The organism is Flavobacterium sp. Flavsp81, assembly GCF_059491325.1.
This window is the reverse complement of record NZ_CP168505.1, coordinates 3,239,696-3,257,964: the sequence shown is the minus strand read 5'-3', so window position 1 is coordinate 3,257,964 and position 18,269 is coordinate 3,239,696. Positions and strand designations below refer to the sequence as shown.

At 34.2% G+C, this 18,269-nt stretch carries 13 protein-coding genes; 6 read left to right on the top strand and 7 right to left on the bottom strand.

Annotated features, from left to right (window positions below):
- Window positions 1-17 precede the first annotated feature (17 nt).
- The 7 genes from ACEN92_RS13630 to ACEN92_RS13600 form a co-directional block, all read right to left on the bottom strand.
- The gene (locus tag ACEN92_RS13630; RefSeq protein ID WP_495638902.1) at window positions 18-977 is read right to left on the bottom strand and encodes a helix-turn-helix transcriptional regulator; all 960 of its coding nucleotides are present in this window, start codon (window positions 975-977) and stop codon (window positions 18-20) included.
- Between the two features lie 304 nt (window positions 978-1,281).
- The gene (locus ACEN92_RS13625) at window positions 1,282-1,587 is read right to left on the bottom strand and encodes a type II toxin-antitoxin system RelE/ParE family toxin (protein ID WP_495638901.1); all 306 of its coding nucleotides are present in this window, start codon (window positions 1,585-1,587) and stop codon (window positions 1,282-1,284) included.
- Window positions 1,588-1,590: 3 nt separating this feature from the next.
- Entirely contained in the window at window positions 1,591-1,812 is a 222-nt protein-coding gene (locus ACEN92_RS13620) for an addiction module protein (protein WP_495638900.1), read from the bottom strand.
- Window positions 1,813-1,839: 27 nt separating this feature from the next.
- Window positions 1,840-2,889: a hypothetical protein gene (locus ACEN92_RS13615; RefSeq protein WP_495638899.1), complete on the bottom strand. Its 1,050-nt coding sequence runs from the start codon at window positions 2,887-2,889 to the stop codon at window positions 1,840-1,842.
- 492 nt (window positions 2,890-3,381) lie between these two features.
- The gene (gene lepA / locus ACEN92_RS13610; RefSeq protein ID WP_072969844.1) at window positions 3,382-5,178 is read right to left on the bottom strand and encodes a translation elongation factor 4; all 1,797 of its coding nucleotides are present in this window, start codon (window positions 5,176-5,178) and stop codon (window positions 3,382-3,384) included.
- A gap of 165 nt (window positions 5,179-5,343) precedes the next feature.
- Complete coding sequence (locus ACEN92_RS13605) at window positions 5,344-6,081, bottom strand: NUDIX hydrolase (protein WP_495638898.1); 738 nt, start codon at window positions 6,079-6,081, stop codon at window positions 5,344-5,346.
- A 22-nt stretch (window positions 6,082-6,103) separates the two neighbouring features.
- The gene (locus ACEN92_RS13600; protein ID WP_495638897.1) at window positions 6,104-6,820 is read right to left on the bottom strand and encodes an NUDIX hydrolase; all 717 of its coding nucleotides are present in this window, start codon (window positions 6,818-6,820) and stop codon (window positions 6,104-6,106) included.
- Between the two features lie 389 nt (window positions 6,821-7,209).
- Here ACEN92_RS13600 and ACEN92_RS13595 point away from each other — a divergent pair, with 389 nt between their 5' ends.
- The 6 genes from ACEN92_RS13595 (at window position 7,210) to ACEN92_RS13570 (ending at window position 18,258) form a co-directional block, all read left to right on the top strand.
- Complete coding sequence (locus ACEN92_RS13595; protein WP_495638896.1) at window positions 7,210-8,703, top strand: xylulokinase; 1,494 nt, start codon at window positions 7,210-7,212, stop codon at window positions 8,701-8,703.
- A gap of 21 nt (window positions 8,704-8,724) precedes the next feature.
- Complete coding sequence (xylA, locus tag ACEN92_RS13590; RefSeq protein WP_495638895.1) at window positions 8,725-10,038, top strand: xylose isomerase; 1,314 nt, start codon at window positions 8,725-8,727, stop codon at window positions 10,036-10,038.
- 47 nt (window positions 10,039-10,085) lie between these two features.
- Window positions 10,086-13,172: a SusC/RagA family TonB-linked outer membrane protein gene (locus tag ACEN92_RS13585; RefSeq protein WP_495638894.1), complete on the top strand. Its 3,087-nt coding sequence runs from the start codon at window positions 10,086-10,088 to the stop codon at window positions 13,170-13,172.
- 12 nt (window positions 13,173-13,184) lie between these two features.
- Complete coding sequence (locus tag ACEN92_RS13580; protein ID WP_495638893.1) at window positions 13,185-14,792, top strand: RagB/SusD family nutrient uptake outer membrane protein; 1,608 nt, start codon at window positions 13,185-13,187, stop codon at window positions 14,790-14,792.
- Between the two features lie 17 nt (window positions 14,793-14,809).
- Window positions 14,810-15,664 carry a hypothetical protein gene (locus tag ACEN92_RS13575; protein ID WP_495638892.1) on the top strand — a complete coding sequence of 285 codons (855 nt, stop codon included), beginning with the start codon at window positions 14,810-14,812 and terminating at the stop codon, window positions 15,662-15,664.
- Between the two features lie 107 nt (window positions 15,665-15,771).
- Window positions 15,772-18,258 carry a glycoside hydrolase family 2 TIM barrel-domain containing protein gene (locus ACEN92_RS13570; protein WP_495642348.1) on the top strand — a complete coding sequence of 829 codons (2,487 nt, stop codon included), beginning with the start codon at window positions 15,772-15,774 and terminating at the stop codon, window positions 18,256-18,258.
- The last annotated feature ends 11 nt before the right edge of the window (window positions 18,259-18,269 follow it).

The following is an 18,269-nucleotide window of genomic DNA, read 5'->3' as shown; positions in this document are numbered from 1 at the left end:
TCATTTTAGGAGTTTTTTTATAGAAGTCTTTTTTTATTGATTTCGAGTAATTCCAAGGTTCGAGTTTTAAGGCTTTCCGGTTCCAGGATTTTCGCATAATCTCCAAACATCAAAAACCAACGCGGAAAACCATTTTCAATATCCCGACACATAAAGGTCATTTCTATTTGTCCGTCTATTTCTTTTTCCGAAATAAAGCCATGATATTTTCTTTCGGTCAACAGATATTTTACAATTTTTTTCTCAACTAAAATCCGGATTTTTGTTTTTGGAGCTGGCTGGTCTTTTTTGTTCAGATACGTTTCCAGTGAATCATGTTCGATAGTAAATTTTAGATCTGTTTTTTTAATTCCCTGAATTCTGTCCGTTCTGAATTGACGGTAATCTTTCCTTAAATGACAATATCCTAAAAAATACCAGTTGTTGTTTTCATGAAAAACACCGACAGGCTCAATATTTCTATGGCTTGCTTCTTCAGCTTCTAAGGTTTTGTATGAAAGTTGAATTTGTTTTTCCTCAGCAATACTTTCAAACAAAAGTGCCAGAGTATTAGGTGAATTATCATTAAACATTGGCTCTGAAGCCTGCATCAGAATTTTCGATTCTATATTCGAAAGCCAGTCTTTATCGGTACTTCGCAAAACCGATTTTAATTTATACATAGCCGAAGCATAATGATTTCCAAGAGAAGGATCGGTAAATTTCTGCATCAGTTTTTCTGCAGCAATAAAACTGCTTACTTCCTCACGGGTAAACATAACGGGTGGCAATCTGTAACCATCCATTAAGGCATAACCAACTCCGGCTTCACTATAAATAGGAACCCCGGATGCTTCCAAAGTTCGGATGTCTCTGTAAATAGTTCTTAAACTCACTTCAAAACGATCTGCCAATTCCTGTGCTTTTACAATTTTTTTAGATTGTAATTGAATCAGGATGGCAACAATTCGGTCAAATCGTTTTGGGGTTTCGTCCATTTTTTAAAGGTTTTGGGTTACTGAGTTTTTTTTAAGCACAAAGATTCAAAGATACAAAGGTTTAGGATTTTGCTTTTGATTATTAAAAACAAAATTTCTCTTTTTGAAATTCTTTGCGTGGAGACGCACTGCTGTGCGCCTCTACAATCTGTATCGGGAATTGTTGCGGAAAAAAATCATTTCCCACAATCTGTATCTTCACAATATATGCGTAGAGGCACACAGCAGTGCGTCTCCGCAATCCATATTCATTTACGATATCATCAAAATAAAAAAACCAACAACTTTCGTCATTGGGTCCCTGTTATTTATTTCGTTTTTTCCAGATTTCAGGATTTCGTGAAGTATGAAAAACAGCAAAAACAGTTATTATTTTTAACTCCTCATTAATTGTGTAATGAATTAAAAACGGGAATTTTTCAATCTTCCGACATCTTATTTCACCATATTTTAGAGAAAATATATGTGGATTTTTCTTTAATGAATTGATTTGCTTTTTGGTTTGATTCTTATAACGTAAACCCAAACCTTTCAATTGCATTTCATACCATTGAAAAGCATTTTGAATGTCATTGAAAGCATCAATGTCTATTTTTAAGGAATAGTTCAAAAATTATAGGTTTTTAGAAACTTCATTCCAGTCTAAAAGTCTTTCCGGATTTGCTTTGGCTTTTACCATTCTGTCTAAAACTATTTCCTGATGCTCAACAGGAATTTCTATATTATCATTCCAAATAGCATCATTGATTTTCAATCTGTCTTTGGGAGACAATTGTTTAACCGCTTCAACCAATTGGTTTACGCTAAGATTGATATTTAATTTTATAGTTTCCATAATAACAAAGTTAATGAAAAAATGATTTTAAGCTTTAAATTTTCTAAAGGATTGAATCATTTCATAAATTCCGAAGGCAATAAAGATTTTTCCCAGAATAAAAATTAGCCAACTCCAGCCATTTGCTAAATATGTTCTGTCATTTTCTAATGGATTATAAAAATCTGTTACGAGAAAAAACCTAAATGCACCAACAAAGAATTCATTTATTTTTTCGAAATTTAAATTACCTGAGTTCTCAATTTTATATAAAATTGTATACCAAAACAATCCAGATAATAAGCTAAAACCTAATGACCAAAACCAATTTCCAAAATTTGAGGACCATTTTGTTGCCCATAAAATTGATGTGTCCTTGAAATTGGTGAATACATTTAATTCTTCGTAATGAGCCGCAAGTTCATAATTTCTGTAAGTATTAAAATCAATTTTGTTTTCTGTTTTTTGTAATTCTTGTTTAATAGCCCTTAAGGTCCTTTTCCATTCCAATATTTTGGTTTTATCTTTTAAATATGATTTATCTTTTACATAGTTAATTTTCATTTCATCAAAATAAGCTCCGCCACCAAATTTAACTTCATAAAGTTTCATTTTGTTAAATTCTGTATCAGTAAATGAAGATGACTTAAGAAATGTACATCTGTCAATATCTAAAAAATTTATTTTGGAATCATTAAAAAGTGAAAAACCTTTAAATTCACAAGCTACAAATTTTAGTTTTGAATTTTCTAAATTTTTACATTTTTCAAACCAAGTTGTACTTAAGAAATCACATTTGTCAAAATCACATTTACCAATAAAGTTTGAATTTGAAAAAGAAATTTTTGAAAAAGTATTATTATAAAATTCTGTATGTTGATAAACAGTTTTAGATGATTTTAAGTATTCAGAGTTATATTCAAACCATGTATTGTTAAAAGTTGTTTTGTCCTTAAACTTATTATCTGAAAAATAGGCATTATAAAATTTAGAGTTGTCAAATGTTATTAAATCCATTCCTTTTCCGCCAAGTTCATTTTCAATAAACTCAAATTTGCCTTCAATATGTTCGATGTTTTGAATTAATAAATTATTCAAAATAATAATGTTGCTTATAAAGAAATTCGCAGATAACTTTGGTTTTGGTTCAGCTTCTGAATATTCTTTATCATAATGAAACTTAAATGATTTTAATGTTGACTTATTGTTTTTATCCTTACCTTGTAGAGTTAATTTTTTGATTAATTTAGTATTTTTAAAAGAAATCTCATCTAAATTGCAGTTGGTGAATACTACTTCACAATCAAAAGTGCAGTCATCAAATTTGAAATATGCTCAAAAATTAATTTCTTACATTTAAATATTCTATTTTGAAATAGAGCAGATAATCCTTGTACGTCAAAAGATATTGTTATTATGTCATCTGTACAATTTATCTCTGTTCTATTCTCAATTAAATCTTTTAGGCCAACATTCTTTTCAGTCATATTTTACATATTCATATCCAAATTTAAACAAAAAACCCAACAACTTTCGTCATTGGGTTCATCTATATTCTATTCTCTATGTTCTTTATTCTAAAATAAAAACCTAATCATTCAATTTCAAAACAGCCATAAAAGCTTCTTGCGGAATCTCAACGTTTCCTACTTGTCTCATACGTTTTTTACCTTTTTTCTGTTTTTCCAGCAATTTACGCTTACGTGAAATATCTCCACCATAACATTTTGCGGTAACGTCTTTACGAAGTGCTTTAATCGTTTCACGAGCAATAATCTTAGCTCCAATTGCAGCCTGAATCGGAATGTCAAATTGCTGTCTTGGGATTAGCTCGCGTAATTTCTCGGTCATTTTTTTACCGATGTTATATGCATTATCTTCGTGGATTAAGGCAGAAAGTGCATCAACGGTCTGAGCATTCAAAAGAACATCAAGCTTAACTAATTTTGAAGTTCTCATTCCGATTGGAGAGTAATCAAAAGAAGCATAACCTTTAGAAACCGTTTTTAAACGATCATAAAAATCGAATACAATCTCAGCCAAAGGCATATCAAAATTCAATTCAACACGTTCTGTAGTCAAATATGTCTGATTGGTAATTTGACCACGTTTTTCGATACACAAACTCATTACGTTTCCAACGAAATCAGCTTTTGTAATGATGGTTGCTTTAATATATGGTTCTTCAACTCTGTCTAAACGAGATGGTTCAGGTAAATCTGAAGGGTTGTTTACTACAAATGGAGTTTCAGGATCTTTTTTGGTGTAAGCCAGATACGAAACGTTAGGAACTGTAGTAATTACAGTCATATCGAACTCACGCTCTAAACGTTCCTGAATAATTTCCATGTGCAGCATTCCTAAGAATCCGCAACGGAAACCAAATCCTAAAGCCGCAGAACTTTCCGGAGTAAATACTAACGAAGCATCATTCAGTTGCAGTTTTTCCATAGAAGAACGCAAATCTTCATAATCTTCCGTATCAACAGGATAAATTCCGGCGAAAACCATTGGTTTTACATCTTCGAAACCTGTAATCATATTGGTAGTCGGCGTTTTGGCATCTGTTAGTGTATCACCAACTTTTACCTCTTTGGCTTCTTTAATTCCCGAAATTAAATAACCAACATCACCCGTAGAAATTACATTTTTTGGAACCTGATTCAATTTTAAAGTTCCCACTTCATCAGCAAAATATTCATTGCCGGTAGCCATGAATTTAATTTTTTGCCCTTTACGGATTTCTCCATTCATAACTCTGAAGATTACCTCAATTCCACGAAACGGATTGTAATGTGAATCGAAAATCAATGCCTGTAAGGGTTCGTCAACATTTCCTTTTGGAGCCGGGATTTTTTCGATAATAGCTGCCAAAATATTTTCAACACCAAAACCTGTTTTTCCGGAAGCATGAATAATATCTTCTAATTTACATCCTAATAAATCGATAATATCATCACTAACTTCTTCAGGGTTAGCACTTGGTAAATCTACTTTATTCAAAACCGGAATAATTTCCAGATCGTTCTCTAAAGCTAAATATAAATTCGAAATCGTTTGTGCCTGAATGCTTTGTGCAGCATCTACAATCAATAGGGCACCTTCGCAGGCAGCAATTGATCTTGAAACTTCATATGAAAAATCGACGTGACCGGGAGTGTCAATTAAATTTAAAATATACTCTTCTCCCTTGTATGTGTACTCCATTTGAATGGCGTGACTTTTTATGGTAATTCCACGTTCACGTTCCAGGTCCATGTTGTCAAGCAATTGTGCTTTTTCTTCACGGGCTGTAACGGTTTGTGTAGCGCCAAGTAAACGGTCTGCCAGTGTACTTTTACCGTGGTCAATGTGTGCAATAATGCAAAAGTTACGTATCTTCTTCATTTGTCTGTTTCAATTCTCTATACGAGTTTTAGGTATTTTTTCGGGTATAAATTTACGCTATAGCAATTGCTGTAGAGCATGTTATTAAGGCGCAAAGATAGCGCAAAGTTTTGGATTCTGGAATGTAGTTGTCCGATAGTTAAATTCTGAGATTTAAAAAGGATATTAAAACTCAAAATTGAATCCTTTTTCAGTAAGTTTTTTGTAGATTTCAGAATCAAATTTGTACAATTTTGCTGCTCTGTGCGAAACATCCTGTTGTTTTTCATCTAATGCAACCAGCAATTTCATATGTAAAATTTTTCTGCGGAAATTTGATTTGTCTAATTCAATTCCTAGTATTTCTTCGTAAAGATGCATTAACTGCAATAAAGTGAATTTTTCAGGCAGAAGATTAAAACCAATCGGTGCCTGACGTACTCTGTTACGAAGTTGCATTAAGCTAAATTCCAGAATTTCATTGTGATCAAAAATTAAATCAGGTATTTCGTTGATTTTGTGCCAGGTTGCTTCCATTAAGGTTAATCCGGCTTTTACATTATAGTCTTCCCGATTTACTAATGTATAATAGCCAATAGTAACTACTCTTCTTCCGCTTACACGGTTTGGATCTGTAAAAGCTTTTAATTGCTCCAGATAGATATTGTTAAGACTGGCAAGTTCATACAATATTCGCTGTGCCGCATCGTCAGAACTTTCTTCTTTTTTTAACCAGCCTCCTAGAAGTCCCCATTTTCCTATGCTCTCTCCTTCGGCATGATGTGCTAAAAGGACTTCAAGATTTCCTTTATTAAATCCGAATATAACGCAGTCAATCGTGATCCCGTCTATAACAGGCTTATCAATTTCTGAAGCTGTTTTGCTGTCTGTTTCGGGAGTTATATTAGAAGGTAAAAGTGTCATTTTTTTTGCTTTATAAGCGAGTTTAAAATTCAAAATTAAATCCTTTTTCAGTAAGTTTTTTATAAATCTCTGAATCAAATTTATATAATTTTGCTGCCCTGTGCGAAACATCCTGTTGTTTTTCATCAAGTGCAACCAGTAATTTCATATGAAGAATTTTTCGTCTGAAGTTAGATTTGTCCATTTCAATTCCTAATATTTCTTCATATAAATGCATTAATTGTAATAAAGTAAATTTTTCAGGCAAAAGATTAAAACCAATTGGCGTCTGTTTTACTCTGTTGCGTAAATGTTTCAGGCTATACTCCAGGATTTCATTATGATCATATATTAAATCAGGAATTTCATTGATCTTATACCATTTGGCATCTGATGCTGTAAAACCTGCCTTAATATTATAGTCTTCTCTTTTAATTAAGGCATAATAGCCGATAGTGATTACACGTCTAAGCGGGAATCTGTCCGGATTTCCAAAAGCTTTCAATTGTTCAAGATAGATATGATCTAATGCTGTTAGCTCATTTAATAATCGGTGAGCAGCATCATCGGTACTTTCTTTTTTATTAATCCATCCTCCCGGAAGCCCCCATTTTCCTTTACTTATTCCTTCTCCGTGTTGTACCAAAAGTACTTCCAGACTTCCTTTATCAAAACCAAAAATAACACAGTCAATTGTGATAGCGTTCATTGCTGAATGATCGCTTTTCACAATAGTATCATTATCTGAATTATTAACCATGTTTATTAAAATTTTGACAAATTAAATAAATAAAAGTAACAGTATAGTCTTATAAAGTGACAATTTTTTGATAATGTAAAAAAATGTTAAAAATTAAGAAAATAAATACTGTTAAAACATGCGAAGTTTAAAAACTGTCTTTAAATCTTTGTCAATCAAATGAATAAAATGATATTTTATTAATAATATTTATTTAAAACTAATGGCATATTTTGTTATATTTTTAAAAAGACATCTGAAATTATAGTAATTGCAAAAAAATAAACCTAAATTTTTGTTAATATAGAAAAATTGTGCTACACTTGTAGTCAAATTAACCATAAGATAAATGCATTTTGACTATAAGTTAATTTGATGAACAATTAAGTATAATTTAAAAAATTCACAAAATGCTTTTTTTAGGAATAGATTTAGGAAGTTCTTCAATTAAGTTATCGGTATTTAATCCTGAAAAAGGAATAAGTGTTAGTAGTGTAACCGTTCCTGATTTTGAAATGCCAATTTGGGCAGCGCAATTTGGATGGGCTGAACAAGATCCTGACTCCTGGTGGCAATATGTGAAAGACGGAATAAAAAAATTAGGTGCCCATCAAAACATTGACTTAAAAAAAATTGCAGGAATTGGAATTGCTTATCAAATGCATGGTTTGGTTTTAACCGATGAAAATTTAAATCCGGTTCGTTCTTCAATTATTTGGTGTGATAGCCGTGCAGCTGCTATCGGAGACGAAATTTATAATAAAATGGGTTCCGAAAATTGTCAGAAACAAATTTTAGGGAGTCCTGGAAATTTTACCGCTTCAAAATTAAAATGGGTTAAAGAAAATGAACCTGAAATTTTTGAAAAAGCAAAATATATGATGCTTCCGGGCGATTTTATTGCAGCAAAACTTTCAAAAATAGCCCAGATTAGTACTTCAGGATTATCAGAAGCGGCTTTATGGAATTTTTCAGAAGGAAAATTAGCAACTGAAATCCTTTCACAAATGGGATTGTCAGAAAATATTGTTCCTGAAATTGTTTCAAATTTTGGAATTCAGGCAACTATCCATCCTGAAATTGCTCAGGAATTAGGCTTAGACTTAAATACAAAAATTACTTACAGAGCTGGTGATCAGCCGAATAATGCATTGTCTCTTAATGTTTTAAAACCTGGCGAAATAGCTACTACAGCAGGAACTTCAGCCGTAATTTATGCAGTTAGTAATCAGGATGCTTACGATAAACAAAACAGAATCAATACTTTTTTGCATGTAAACAATACGGAATTGCAAAAAAACAATGGTGTTTTGCTTTGTATCAACGGTTCCGGAATTTTATATCAATGGCTGCGTAAAATTATGTCAACAGACAGAAACGACCTGATATCTTATGAGGCTTTAAATACCGAGGCTGCAAAAGCTGAACCTGGAAGTAACGGACTTCGCTTTTATCCTTTCGGAAATGGTGTTGAACGCATCTTTAATAATAAAAATGCTAATTCCGGAATTCAGAATCTAAATTTTAATATTCATCAATCGTCACATTTGGTCCGCGCTGCCTGCGAAGGTATCGTGTTTGCCATGAACTACGGTTTTGATGTTATGAAATCTGTTGGCGTGTCCGGAAATATAGTGAGAGCCGGAAATTCAAATTTATTTTTAAGCCCGGTTTTCAGGGAAATTTTTGTCAATACTACTCAAACAACTTTAGAACTTTATAACACTTCCGGTTCAGAAGGTGCTGCAAGAGGTGCTGCTTACGGATATGGATTTTATAATTCGCTTAAAGAAGCTTTTGATGGATTAAAATGCATTGAACGAATCGAACCCAATTCAGCATTGACATCAAAATACCATGATATCTACCAGGAATGGAAAAATCATATTAAAACAGAACTATAATTATACTGAATAATAAGCATAATGAAACAATCTTATTTTAAAAACATTGACACTATCAAGTTTGAAGGCAGAGAAAGTGATAATCCGCTTGCTTTTAAATGGTATGATGAGAATCGTGTAGTTGCAGGGAAAACCTTAAAAGAACATTTGCGTTTTTCTATGGCGTACTGGCACACGCTATGCAATACAGGAGGAGACCCGTTTGGAGCTTCAACTGAAACATTTGCCTGGAATAAAAATGAGAATGCTATTCTAAGAGCTAAAGATAAAATGGATGCGGCTTTTGAATTTATGACAAAGCTGGGTTTGCCCTATTATTGTTTTCATGATGTTGACATGGTAGATGATGCACCAACTTTGGCAGAGTTTGAAATCCGTGTGCAGACTATGGTTGAATATGCTAAACAAAAGCAACAGGAATCAGGAATTAAACTATTGTGGGGAACTTCAAATTTGTTTAGTAATCCCCGTTATATGAATGGTGCTTCAACTAATCCAAATTTTGATGTTGTCGCTTATGCCGGAGCCCAGGCAAAAATTGCTATTGATGCAACTATTGCTTTAGGCGGAGAAAATTATGTTTTTTGGGGTGGTCGCGAAGGCTATATGAGTCTTTTGAATACTGACATGAAAAGAGAATTGGACCACTTAGGAAGATTCCTGAATACATGTAAAGATTATGCCCGTAAAGAAGGTTTTAAAGGAAACTTTTTAATCGAACCAAAACCAATGGAACCTACAAAACATCAATATGATTTTGATGCTGCAACTTCATTAGGTTTCATTAATAAATACGGACTTCAGGATGATTTCAAATTAAACCTTGAAGTGAACCATGCGACACTTGCCAGACACTCTTTCGAACATGAATTACAAGTTGCTGTTGATGCCGGAATGTTAGGCAGCATAGATGCAAATCGTGGGGATTATCAAAATGGGTGGGATACGGACCAATTTCCAATAAATCTTCAGGAAGTTACGCAGGCAATGTTGGTTATCCTTGAAGGCGGCGGAATTCAGGGTGGCGGAATCAATTTTGATGCTAAAGTAAGAAGGAACTCAATTGATCTGGAAGATAAATTTATTGCACACGTTTCAGGAATGGATGTCTTTGCAAGAGGATTAATCGTTGCGGATCATATTTTACAGAATACAGATTACAAAAAACTACGTTCAGAACGTTACGGATCGTTTGACGCTGGAAATGGTGCCAGGTTTGAAAAAGGAGAACTTTCTTTGGAGGACTTAAGCAATATTGCACGTGCAAATGGAGAGCCTAAACCAGTTAGCGGTAAACAAGAATTATTTGAACAAATTATTTCGAATGCGTATTAATCAGATTAAAAAGTACTAACAACAAATTAACCAAATTATTAATTATTATGAAAAGCAAATATTGTATTAAAACAACAAAGCTTCCGTTTTTTATGGCGCTGCTGTTCAGTGTTTTTATAATGCAGTGTGGATTTGCCCAAGAGCAATCCAAAACTGTTAGTGGAAAAGTGACATCGTCAGAGGACGGGATGGGGGTTCCCGGTGCCAGCGTTATTGTTCAGGGAACAAAATCAGGTACTTCAACTGATTTTGACGGATTATTTAAAGTAGAAGCAAAAACAGGTGACGTAATTGTAATCAGCTTTATGGGTTTTAAAACTCAGCGTATAACTGTAGGAGCTCAAAAAACGATTAATGTTGTATTACAAACAGAATCAAACGAACTTAAAGAGATTGTCGTAATTGGATACGGTACCCAAAAGAAAAAGGTAAATACAGCAGCTACATCATTAGTGTCAGGTAAAGATATTCAGCAAGTTTCGAGCCTTGATGTTGTAAACGCTTTGCAGGGTCAGGCATCTGGTGTTAGTGTTACATCAACTTCAGGGCAGCCGGGAGCTGGAATGGCAGTAAACATTCGTGGAGTCGGAACAGCAGGAAACAGTACACCGCTTTATGTAGTAGACGGAGTAGTTGTTGATAACGGAATTGGATATCTTGATCCTTCTTCCATAGAAAGAATGGACGTTCTAAAAGATGCTTCTGCAGGATCTATATATGGTGCAAGAGCTGCAAATGGAGTTATTTTAGTAACTACAAAAAAGGGAAAAGAGGGAAAAATGAATGTGTCATTTAATAGTTATGCAGGTTTTCAAAGAGTTGCTAAAAAATTAGATTTATTAAACACACAGGAATATACTACTATTATGAATGAGGCTCGTGTAAATTCCGGATATACTCCATTATATACACAAACACAAGTTGCCACATTACCAAATCATGACTGGCAGGATGATTTGTTTAAAGAAGGCGCTATAAAACAAAATCACTCACTTACAATTACCGGTGGTGATAAAAAATCAACTATTGCTACCGGATTGTCCTATTACGGACAAGAAGGAATGATTGGCGGCTCAACAAGCCAATCGCAATATGACCGTATTACATTTAATGTAAATTCAACTTCAGAAGTTATTGAAGGACATTTGAAAATTGGAGAAAATTTTTCATTTGCTAATATTAAAAGTTCAGGAGTAGCAGATCAGGGGATTTATAGTAATGCTATCAGAAGCTTCTTAAATGCTGCACCGGTTGATCCTGCTTATGATGCCAATGGTGATTTTGCACATTCGTCTATCTCAGCAGACATCAGTAACCCTTTGGGGTCATTATATTACAATAACTTTAATGAAACCAAAGTAAATCGTTACGTTGGAAATATTTTTGCGGAATTAAAATTCTTAAAAAACTTTACCTACAGAACTAGTTTTGGTGTTGATATGTCAGATAGTAACTATCGTTCTTTCAGACCGGTTTATTCTCTTTCTTCAAACGATAATAATACCGTTTCAAGTGTTACACAAAATGCAACAAAATCATTAGGGTGGATATTTGAAAATACAGTACAATATAAAGCTACATTGAATGATGTGCATAATTTTGATGTATTAGTAGGTACTTCTGCTAAAAAGAATACTTCAGATTTTATGGAAGGTACAGGGAAAAATTTGATTTTTGATGATTTTTCACATGCTTACTTAAGCAATGCTACAGATCAGACATCAAATACAGTAAAAGGAAATCGTGCGGATTATGGTATCCAATCTTATTTTGGACGTCTGTTGTATGACTTTAACAACAAGTATTTATTTACAGCAACTTTAAGAAGAGACGGTTCATCAAACTTTGCATCTTCAAACAGATATGGTTACTTTCCAGCTGTTTCAGCAGGTTGGAATGTTGATCGTGACTTTTTTCCGGAGAGCAAAGTGGTAAATAATTTAAAACTAAGAGCAAGCTGGGGGCAAAATGGTAATGATCAGATTCCTGCTTTTTCTTATATGTCAACTATTAGCTCATACAATAAAAGTTACCATTTCGGAACAGGAACAGAAACTCTGCAAACAGGTTCAAGCCCTAACCAACTTTCAAATCCTGATTTAAAATGGGAAACATCAGAACAAACAGATTTTGGTTTTGATGCTACGATATTCAACAATTTTACATTAACGTTTGATTACTACGATAAAAAGACAAAAGACTGGTTAGTTTTGGCCTCTATACCAGTTTATGCAGGAGCTACAGCACCTTATATTAACGGAGGTGATATTAGAAACAGAGGAGTTGAATTTGCTTTGGCATACCATACCAAATTTGGAAAAGACTGGAATTTTTCTATAAACGGAAATATTTCTCATAACGAAAATGAAGTAATAAGAGTAGCAAACAGTGAAGGAATTATTCATGGAGATCCTAATTTGTTATTTGCGGGAACAGACGAGTTAAACCGTGTTGAGGTAGGGCAGCCAATAGGTTATTTCTATGGATTAAAAACAGACGGAATTTTTCAAAACGCTGCTGAGGTTGCTGCAGGGGCACAGCCAGCTGCACAACCTGGAGATGTTCGTTTTGTGGATTTTAATGGTGATGGAAAAATTGATGCAAATGATAAAACCAAGATCGGAGATCCAAACCCTGATTTTACTTATGGTTTAAATTTTGATCTTTCATACAAAGCGTTTGACTTTACTGTCAATACTTATGGAATAGCGGGAAGTCAGAATGTTTTTGGAATTCATGATCCTACACGTGGGTATACTAACTATACTACGGATGTTTTAAACAGATGGACAACAGAAGGAAGCTCTAACAGAGTTCCAAGAGTTACTTACGGAACAGACAGCAATGGAAATTATACTAAATTTTCAGATTTATATGTTCAAAATGCAGATTTCTTCAGAATCAAAAGTGCTACTTTAGGTTGTGATTTAACAAAACTGACATCAAAACTGACTTTCTTTAGCAAATTCAGATTGTATGTTGCGGCTAATAACTTATTCACTTTTACAAAATATAAGGGAATGGATCCTGAAATTGGATTTGGAAACAGCAATCAGACCTGGGCTAAAGGAATCGACGTAGGATATTATCCACAGCCTAGAACATACATGATGGGTCTTAATGTTAACTTTTAAATTATGAAAACGATGAAAAAATATATAAAATTATTTGCAGTCTCAAGTTTATTTGTTTTGGGCGCTTGTTCAGATGATTTTCTGGATACAGAACCTTCTACAACTATAGTCGAAGAGAATTTTTATAAAACACCGGCTGATGCTTTCGAAGGATTAGTTGCTGTTTATGATGTATTGCAACGCGAAGCTTATGGAGGGCCTTTATTAATTAGTGAACAGGCTTCTGATGATTGTTTTGGAGGTTATGGTATTGCTGATGCACAGTCAGATATCGAATGGGACCGTTTTTTATTTGTTAGTAACAAAGAGATGAACATGGATGCCTGGAAAAATTCTTATTTAGGAATTTACAGAGCTAACATTTTATTAGAAAACCTAAATAAAGTAAATTGGGGAACTGATACAGCCCTTAAAACCAGATACGAAGCTGAGGCACGTTTCTTAAGAGCGCACTTTCATTTTCAGGCTGCTAAAATGTTCGGGGATATCATTCCTTTAGATCATACTACTTCAGCAAGTGAATTTCAATTGCCAAGACAAGCTGCTGAGGTAACTTACGCTTTAATTGCTAATGATTTAAAATTTGCTGCGGATAATTTAAATAATGACAATTACTCACAAGCAGGAAATGCTAATTACGGGCGTATTACAAAATGGGCTGCTGAAGCTTATTTGGCAAGAACATTTTTATTCTATACTGATTATTATAAAAAAGCTGATTTGGCAGGTGTAGTAACCAAAGCACAGGCAATTACTTATATAAATGATGCAGTAAGCAACAGTGGACATGGTTTGGTTTCTGATTTTGCCAATCTTTGGCTGGCTGCTTCATTCGCAAATTTTGCAGGAGAAGACAATACAGAAATGGTTTGGGCAGTTCGTTTCAATGGCTCAGGAAAAGGAGACTGGAATTTGAATGAAGGAAACCGTTTTCAGGTAAATATTGCACCTCGTGGAGGAGCTATCGGGCCTTATGCTTCAGGATGGGGAGGAGCAACTGTTAATCCAAAATTAGTTGGGGAGTATATTACAGGGGATACCCGTAAAAGTGCATCATTTATTGATTATAAGAATGAAACCTATAAAGGAAATCCATTAAATTTTGACCCTGTCGCCAGAGAACAACGTCAATATACCGGATATTCCTGGAAAAAATATTGTCCGATAACCAATGATGCGGGTGTAAGTATTGTAGAAGCAAATGGAGGAAATTTCCAAATTGATAACTATCAGGATTATGCTGTTATTCGTTTTGCAGATGTATTGCTTATGGCTGCTGAATTAAATTTAGGAACAAACCCTTCATTAGCTGCAGATGATTTTAATAGAGTTCGCGACAGAGCATTTAAAGATACAGCGCACAGAATTTTAAGTGCTGATCTTACAATAGATATTATTATGAAAGAGCGTCGTTTAGAATTAGCTCTTGAAGGATTACGTTATTTTGATTTAATCAGAAAAGGTACCGATAAAGCTAAAGCTGCAATTAATAATACGGATCTTATTGATCCTCAATTTAATGTAACATTTAGAGAAGAAACATTAGGCTGGTTCCCATTACCACAATCTCAAATCGTTCTTTCTAATGGTACTATCTCACAAAATCCAGGTTGGAACTAACTAAAAACAAAATGATTATGAAACGTATACTATATATTTTAATAGCCGCCGTAACCATCGGTTCATTAATGTTTTCATGTGAACCTGTTGAAGATCGCGAGAGTTTGCCTGCAGTAGGGCTTACCCCTGAAACAATTAAATTTTCTGTAACACAGAATACCGCAAATACTAATGAAGTAATTTTAAAGAACGAAGACCCTGCCGTAATTCCATATTGGAAATATGTTGACGGAAATGGAAATGAATTAGGACATTCTAATAAAAACGAGGATAAAATTACTTTTCCTTTCGCAGGGAAATACACAGTTTATTACACTGCTTATACAAGAGGAGGCGCTGTAGAAGCTGCTCCTGTAACGCTTAATATTGCTCAGAATGACGATGCATATTTTAGTGATGCCAAGTGGGCTATGCTTTCTAATGGAGTAGATGGTAAAACCTGGGTATTAGATATGGCCAGTCCGGTAGGCTGGGCAGGTTTAGATTATCCGGCGGCATCAGGAGATAACTGGAACTGGTTTCCTGATTATGCAAGTAATAGCTGGGTAATGCCAAACAAAGACTGGGGGCAAATGTATTTTGATTTAGATGGAGGTTATAATACAACCGTTACACAAACTGACATTAACAGCGATCAAAAAACTACAAAATCAGGGTCTTATAGTTTTGACCTGGTAAATAATAAATTGACATTTAACGGAGGAGTTGAAATGTTATATGGCGGAGACTATTACGGAGATTGTAGTAATTGGTATAGTGTAAAAGTGGTAGAACTCACTGCAACATCTTTACGTTTAGCTGTTATCCGAGATCAAAGCAGAAAAGGTGAAGGGGTTTGTTTAATTGTTTTTCATTACAAACCAAAACCTTAATTTATTTAAATTAAAAAACTTACCGGTGGGTGATTTATATGTCACTTATCGGTAAGTTTATATTTGTTTAAAAAAACAATGAAACCTTTTAATTTAAAATTTACATGATGAACAAAAGAAAATATTTAAGTGTCAGACTATCGTTTATAATGCTGGTTGCGAGTATCTTTTTTGGAGCCTGCGGTAACAAAGAAGAGGCTTTTAGCAACCGAAAAGTTTCTTTTAATTCTGATTGGAGTTTTCACTTAAATGATAGTATAAAAGACAGGGATACCATTTCATCTTCAACAAAATGGCGAACTTTAGATGTTCCTCATGATTGGGGTGTTGAAGGTAAATTTGACGAAAAAAGCCCTGCAGGATATGGAGGCGGAGCCCTTACCGGCGGTTTAGGCTGGTACAAAAAAACATTCAAAGTAGCTGCAGCTGACAGTAGTAAAGTAACATCAATCATTTTTGATGGTGTTTACAGAAACAGCGAAGTTTGGGTAAACGGACATTATTTAGGAAAACGTCCAAACGGATATATTAGTTTTCAATATGAAATGTCGCCATATCTTAATTATGGAGATAAAAACAATGAAATTATTGTAAAGGTTGACAATTCAAAACAACCAAATTCACGTTGGTATTCAGGATCAGGAATTTTTAGAAATGTCTGGATTGAAACCACAGATAAATTGCATGTTGCACAATGGGGAACTTATGTGACAACACCAAAAGTTACTGCCGAAAAAGCGTCGGTACAATTTGAAACTACAATTCAGAATCAAAATCCGGTTTCAAAAAAAGCAACAGTAACCACTACTATTTTTAAAGAAGACACTAAAGTAACATCGGTTACCCAAGATATAACGATTGGCGCAAATGCCAGTCAAACAATTAAACAACAAGCACAAGTTGAAACACCTGTTTTATGGTCTGTTGAAAAACCGGAATTGTATACAGCAGTTACTGAAATTTCGGTTGACGATAAAATCGTTGATCAATACAAAACCAATTTCGGAATCAGGGATTTTAAATTTGATGTCGACAAAGGATTTATTTTAAACGGAAAACAAGTTAAAATAAAAGGAGTTTGCATGCATCACGATTTAGGACCATTAGGTTCTGCAATCAATACACGTGCAATCGAACGTCAGTTAGAAATCCTGAAAGGAATGGGTGTAAACGGAATCAGGACTTCTCATAATCCGCCTGCTCCCGAGCTTTTGGACCTTTGCGATAAAATGGGTTTCATCGTAATGGATGAAGCTTTTGATATGTGGAAACAAAACAAAACCAAATATGATTATGGTAATGATTGGGACAAATGGCACAAAAAAGATTTAATTGATCAATTACTGCGTGACCGTAATCATCCAAGTATTTTTGTGTGGAGTATTGGAAATGAAATTCCACAGCAATGGGACGAAAGTGGGGTAATAATTGCAAAAGAATTAGCCGCAATTACACGTCAATACGATAAAACACGACCAATTACAGCGGCCATGAATCCGCCGGTTAATATGAATATTGATGAAGTAACCCTGCAATTTAAACAAAAGAATGTTCAATTTAATGCCATCGCAAAATCGGGAGTTTTAGATCTTATCGGATATAATTACGCTCATCAAACTTATGAATATCATAAAAAGAATTTCCCTAACGTACCATTCATTGCAACAGAAACTACTTCGGCTTTAGAGACTCGAGGATATTATGATGCCGTTTCAGATACCATTAAAAAATGGCCGGTAAGATGGGATCTGAAATTTACAGAAGGAAATCCGGGAAATACAGTATCTGCGTATGATCAGGTTCAGGCACCCTGGGGTTCTACACATGAAGCAACCTGGAAAATCATTAAAAAACACGATTATCTTTCCGGAATGTACATCTGGACCGGTTTCGATTATATCGGAGAACCAACTCCATATGAATGGCCGTCTATCAGTTCCTATTTCGGGATTGTAGATTTAGCAGGCTTCCCTAAAGACGTTTATTATATGTACCAAAGCGAATGGACAGATAAAACCGTTTTACATATTTTTCCACATTGGAACTGGAAAGAAGGTCAAAATGTTGATGTTTGGGCCTACTATAATAATGCTGATGAAGTTGAATTATTCCTTAACGGAAAATCAGTCGGAGTCAGAAGTAAAAAAGGAGAAGATTTACACGTAATGTGGAGAATTTCCTTTGAGCCTGGAACACTAAAAGCAATTTCCCGTAAAAACGGAAAAACAGTTTTAGAGAGTGAAATCAAAACATCCGAAAATGCATCAAAATTAAAACTTACGGCTGACAGAAATACAATTAAAGCTAACGGGAATGATTTGTCTTTTGTAACGGTAGATATTCTTGATACCAAAGGAGTTTTAGTTCCAAATGCCAATAACGAAATTAATTTTTCATTAAAAGGAAACGGAAAAATTGTAGGTGTTTGTAGTGGAGATCCGGTAAGCCACGAATCATATAAAGGATCAAAACACACCGCTTTAAACGGAAAATGTTTAGTTGTAATTCAGTCAGGCAAAAAAACCGGAAGATTAGAATTAACCGGTAAGGCAAATGGATTAAAACAATCAACAATCGTAATAACAGCAGAATAATGAAATGCATT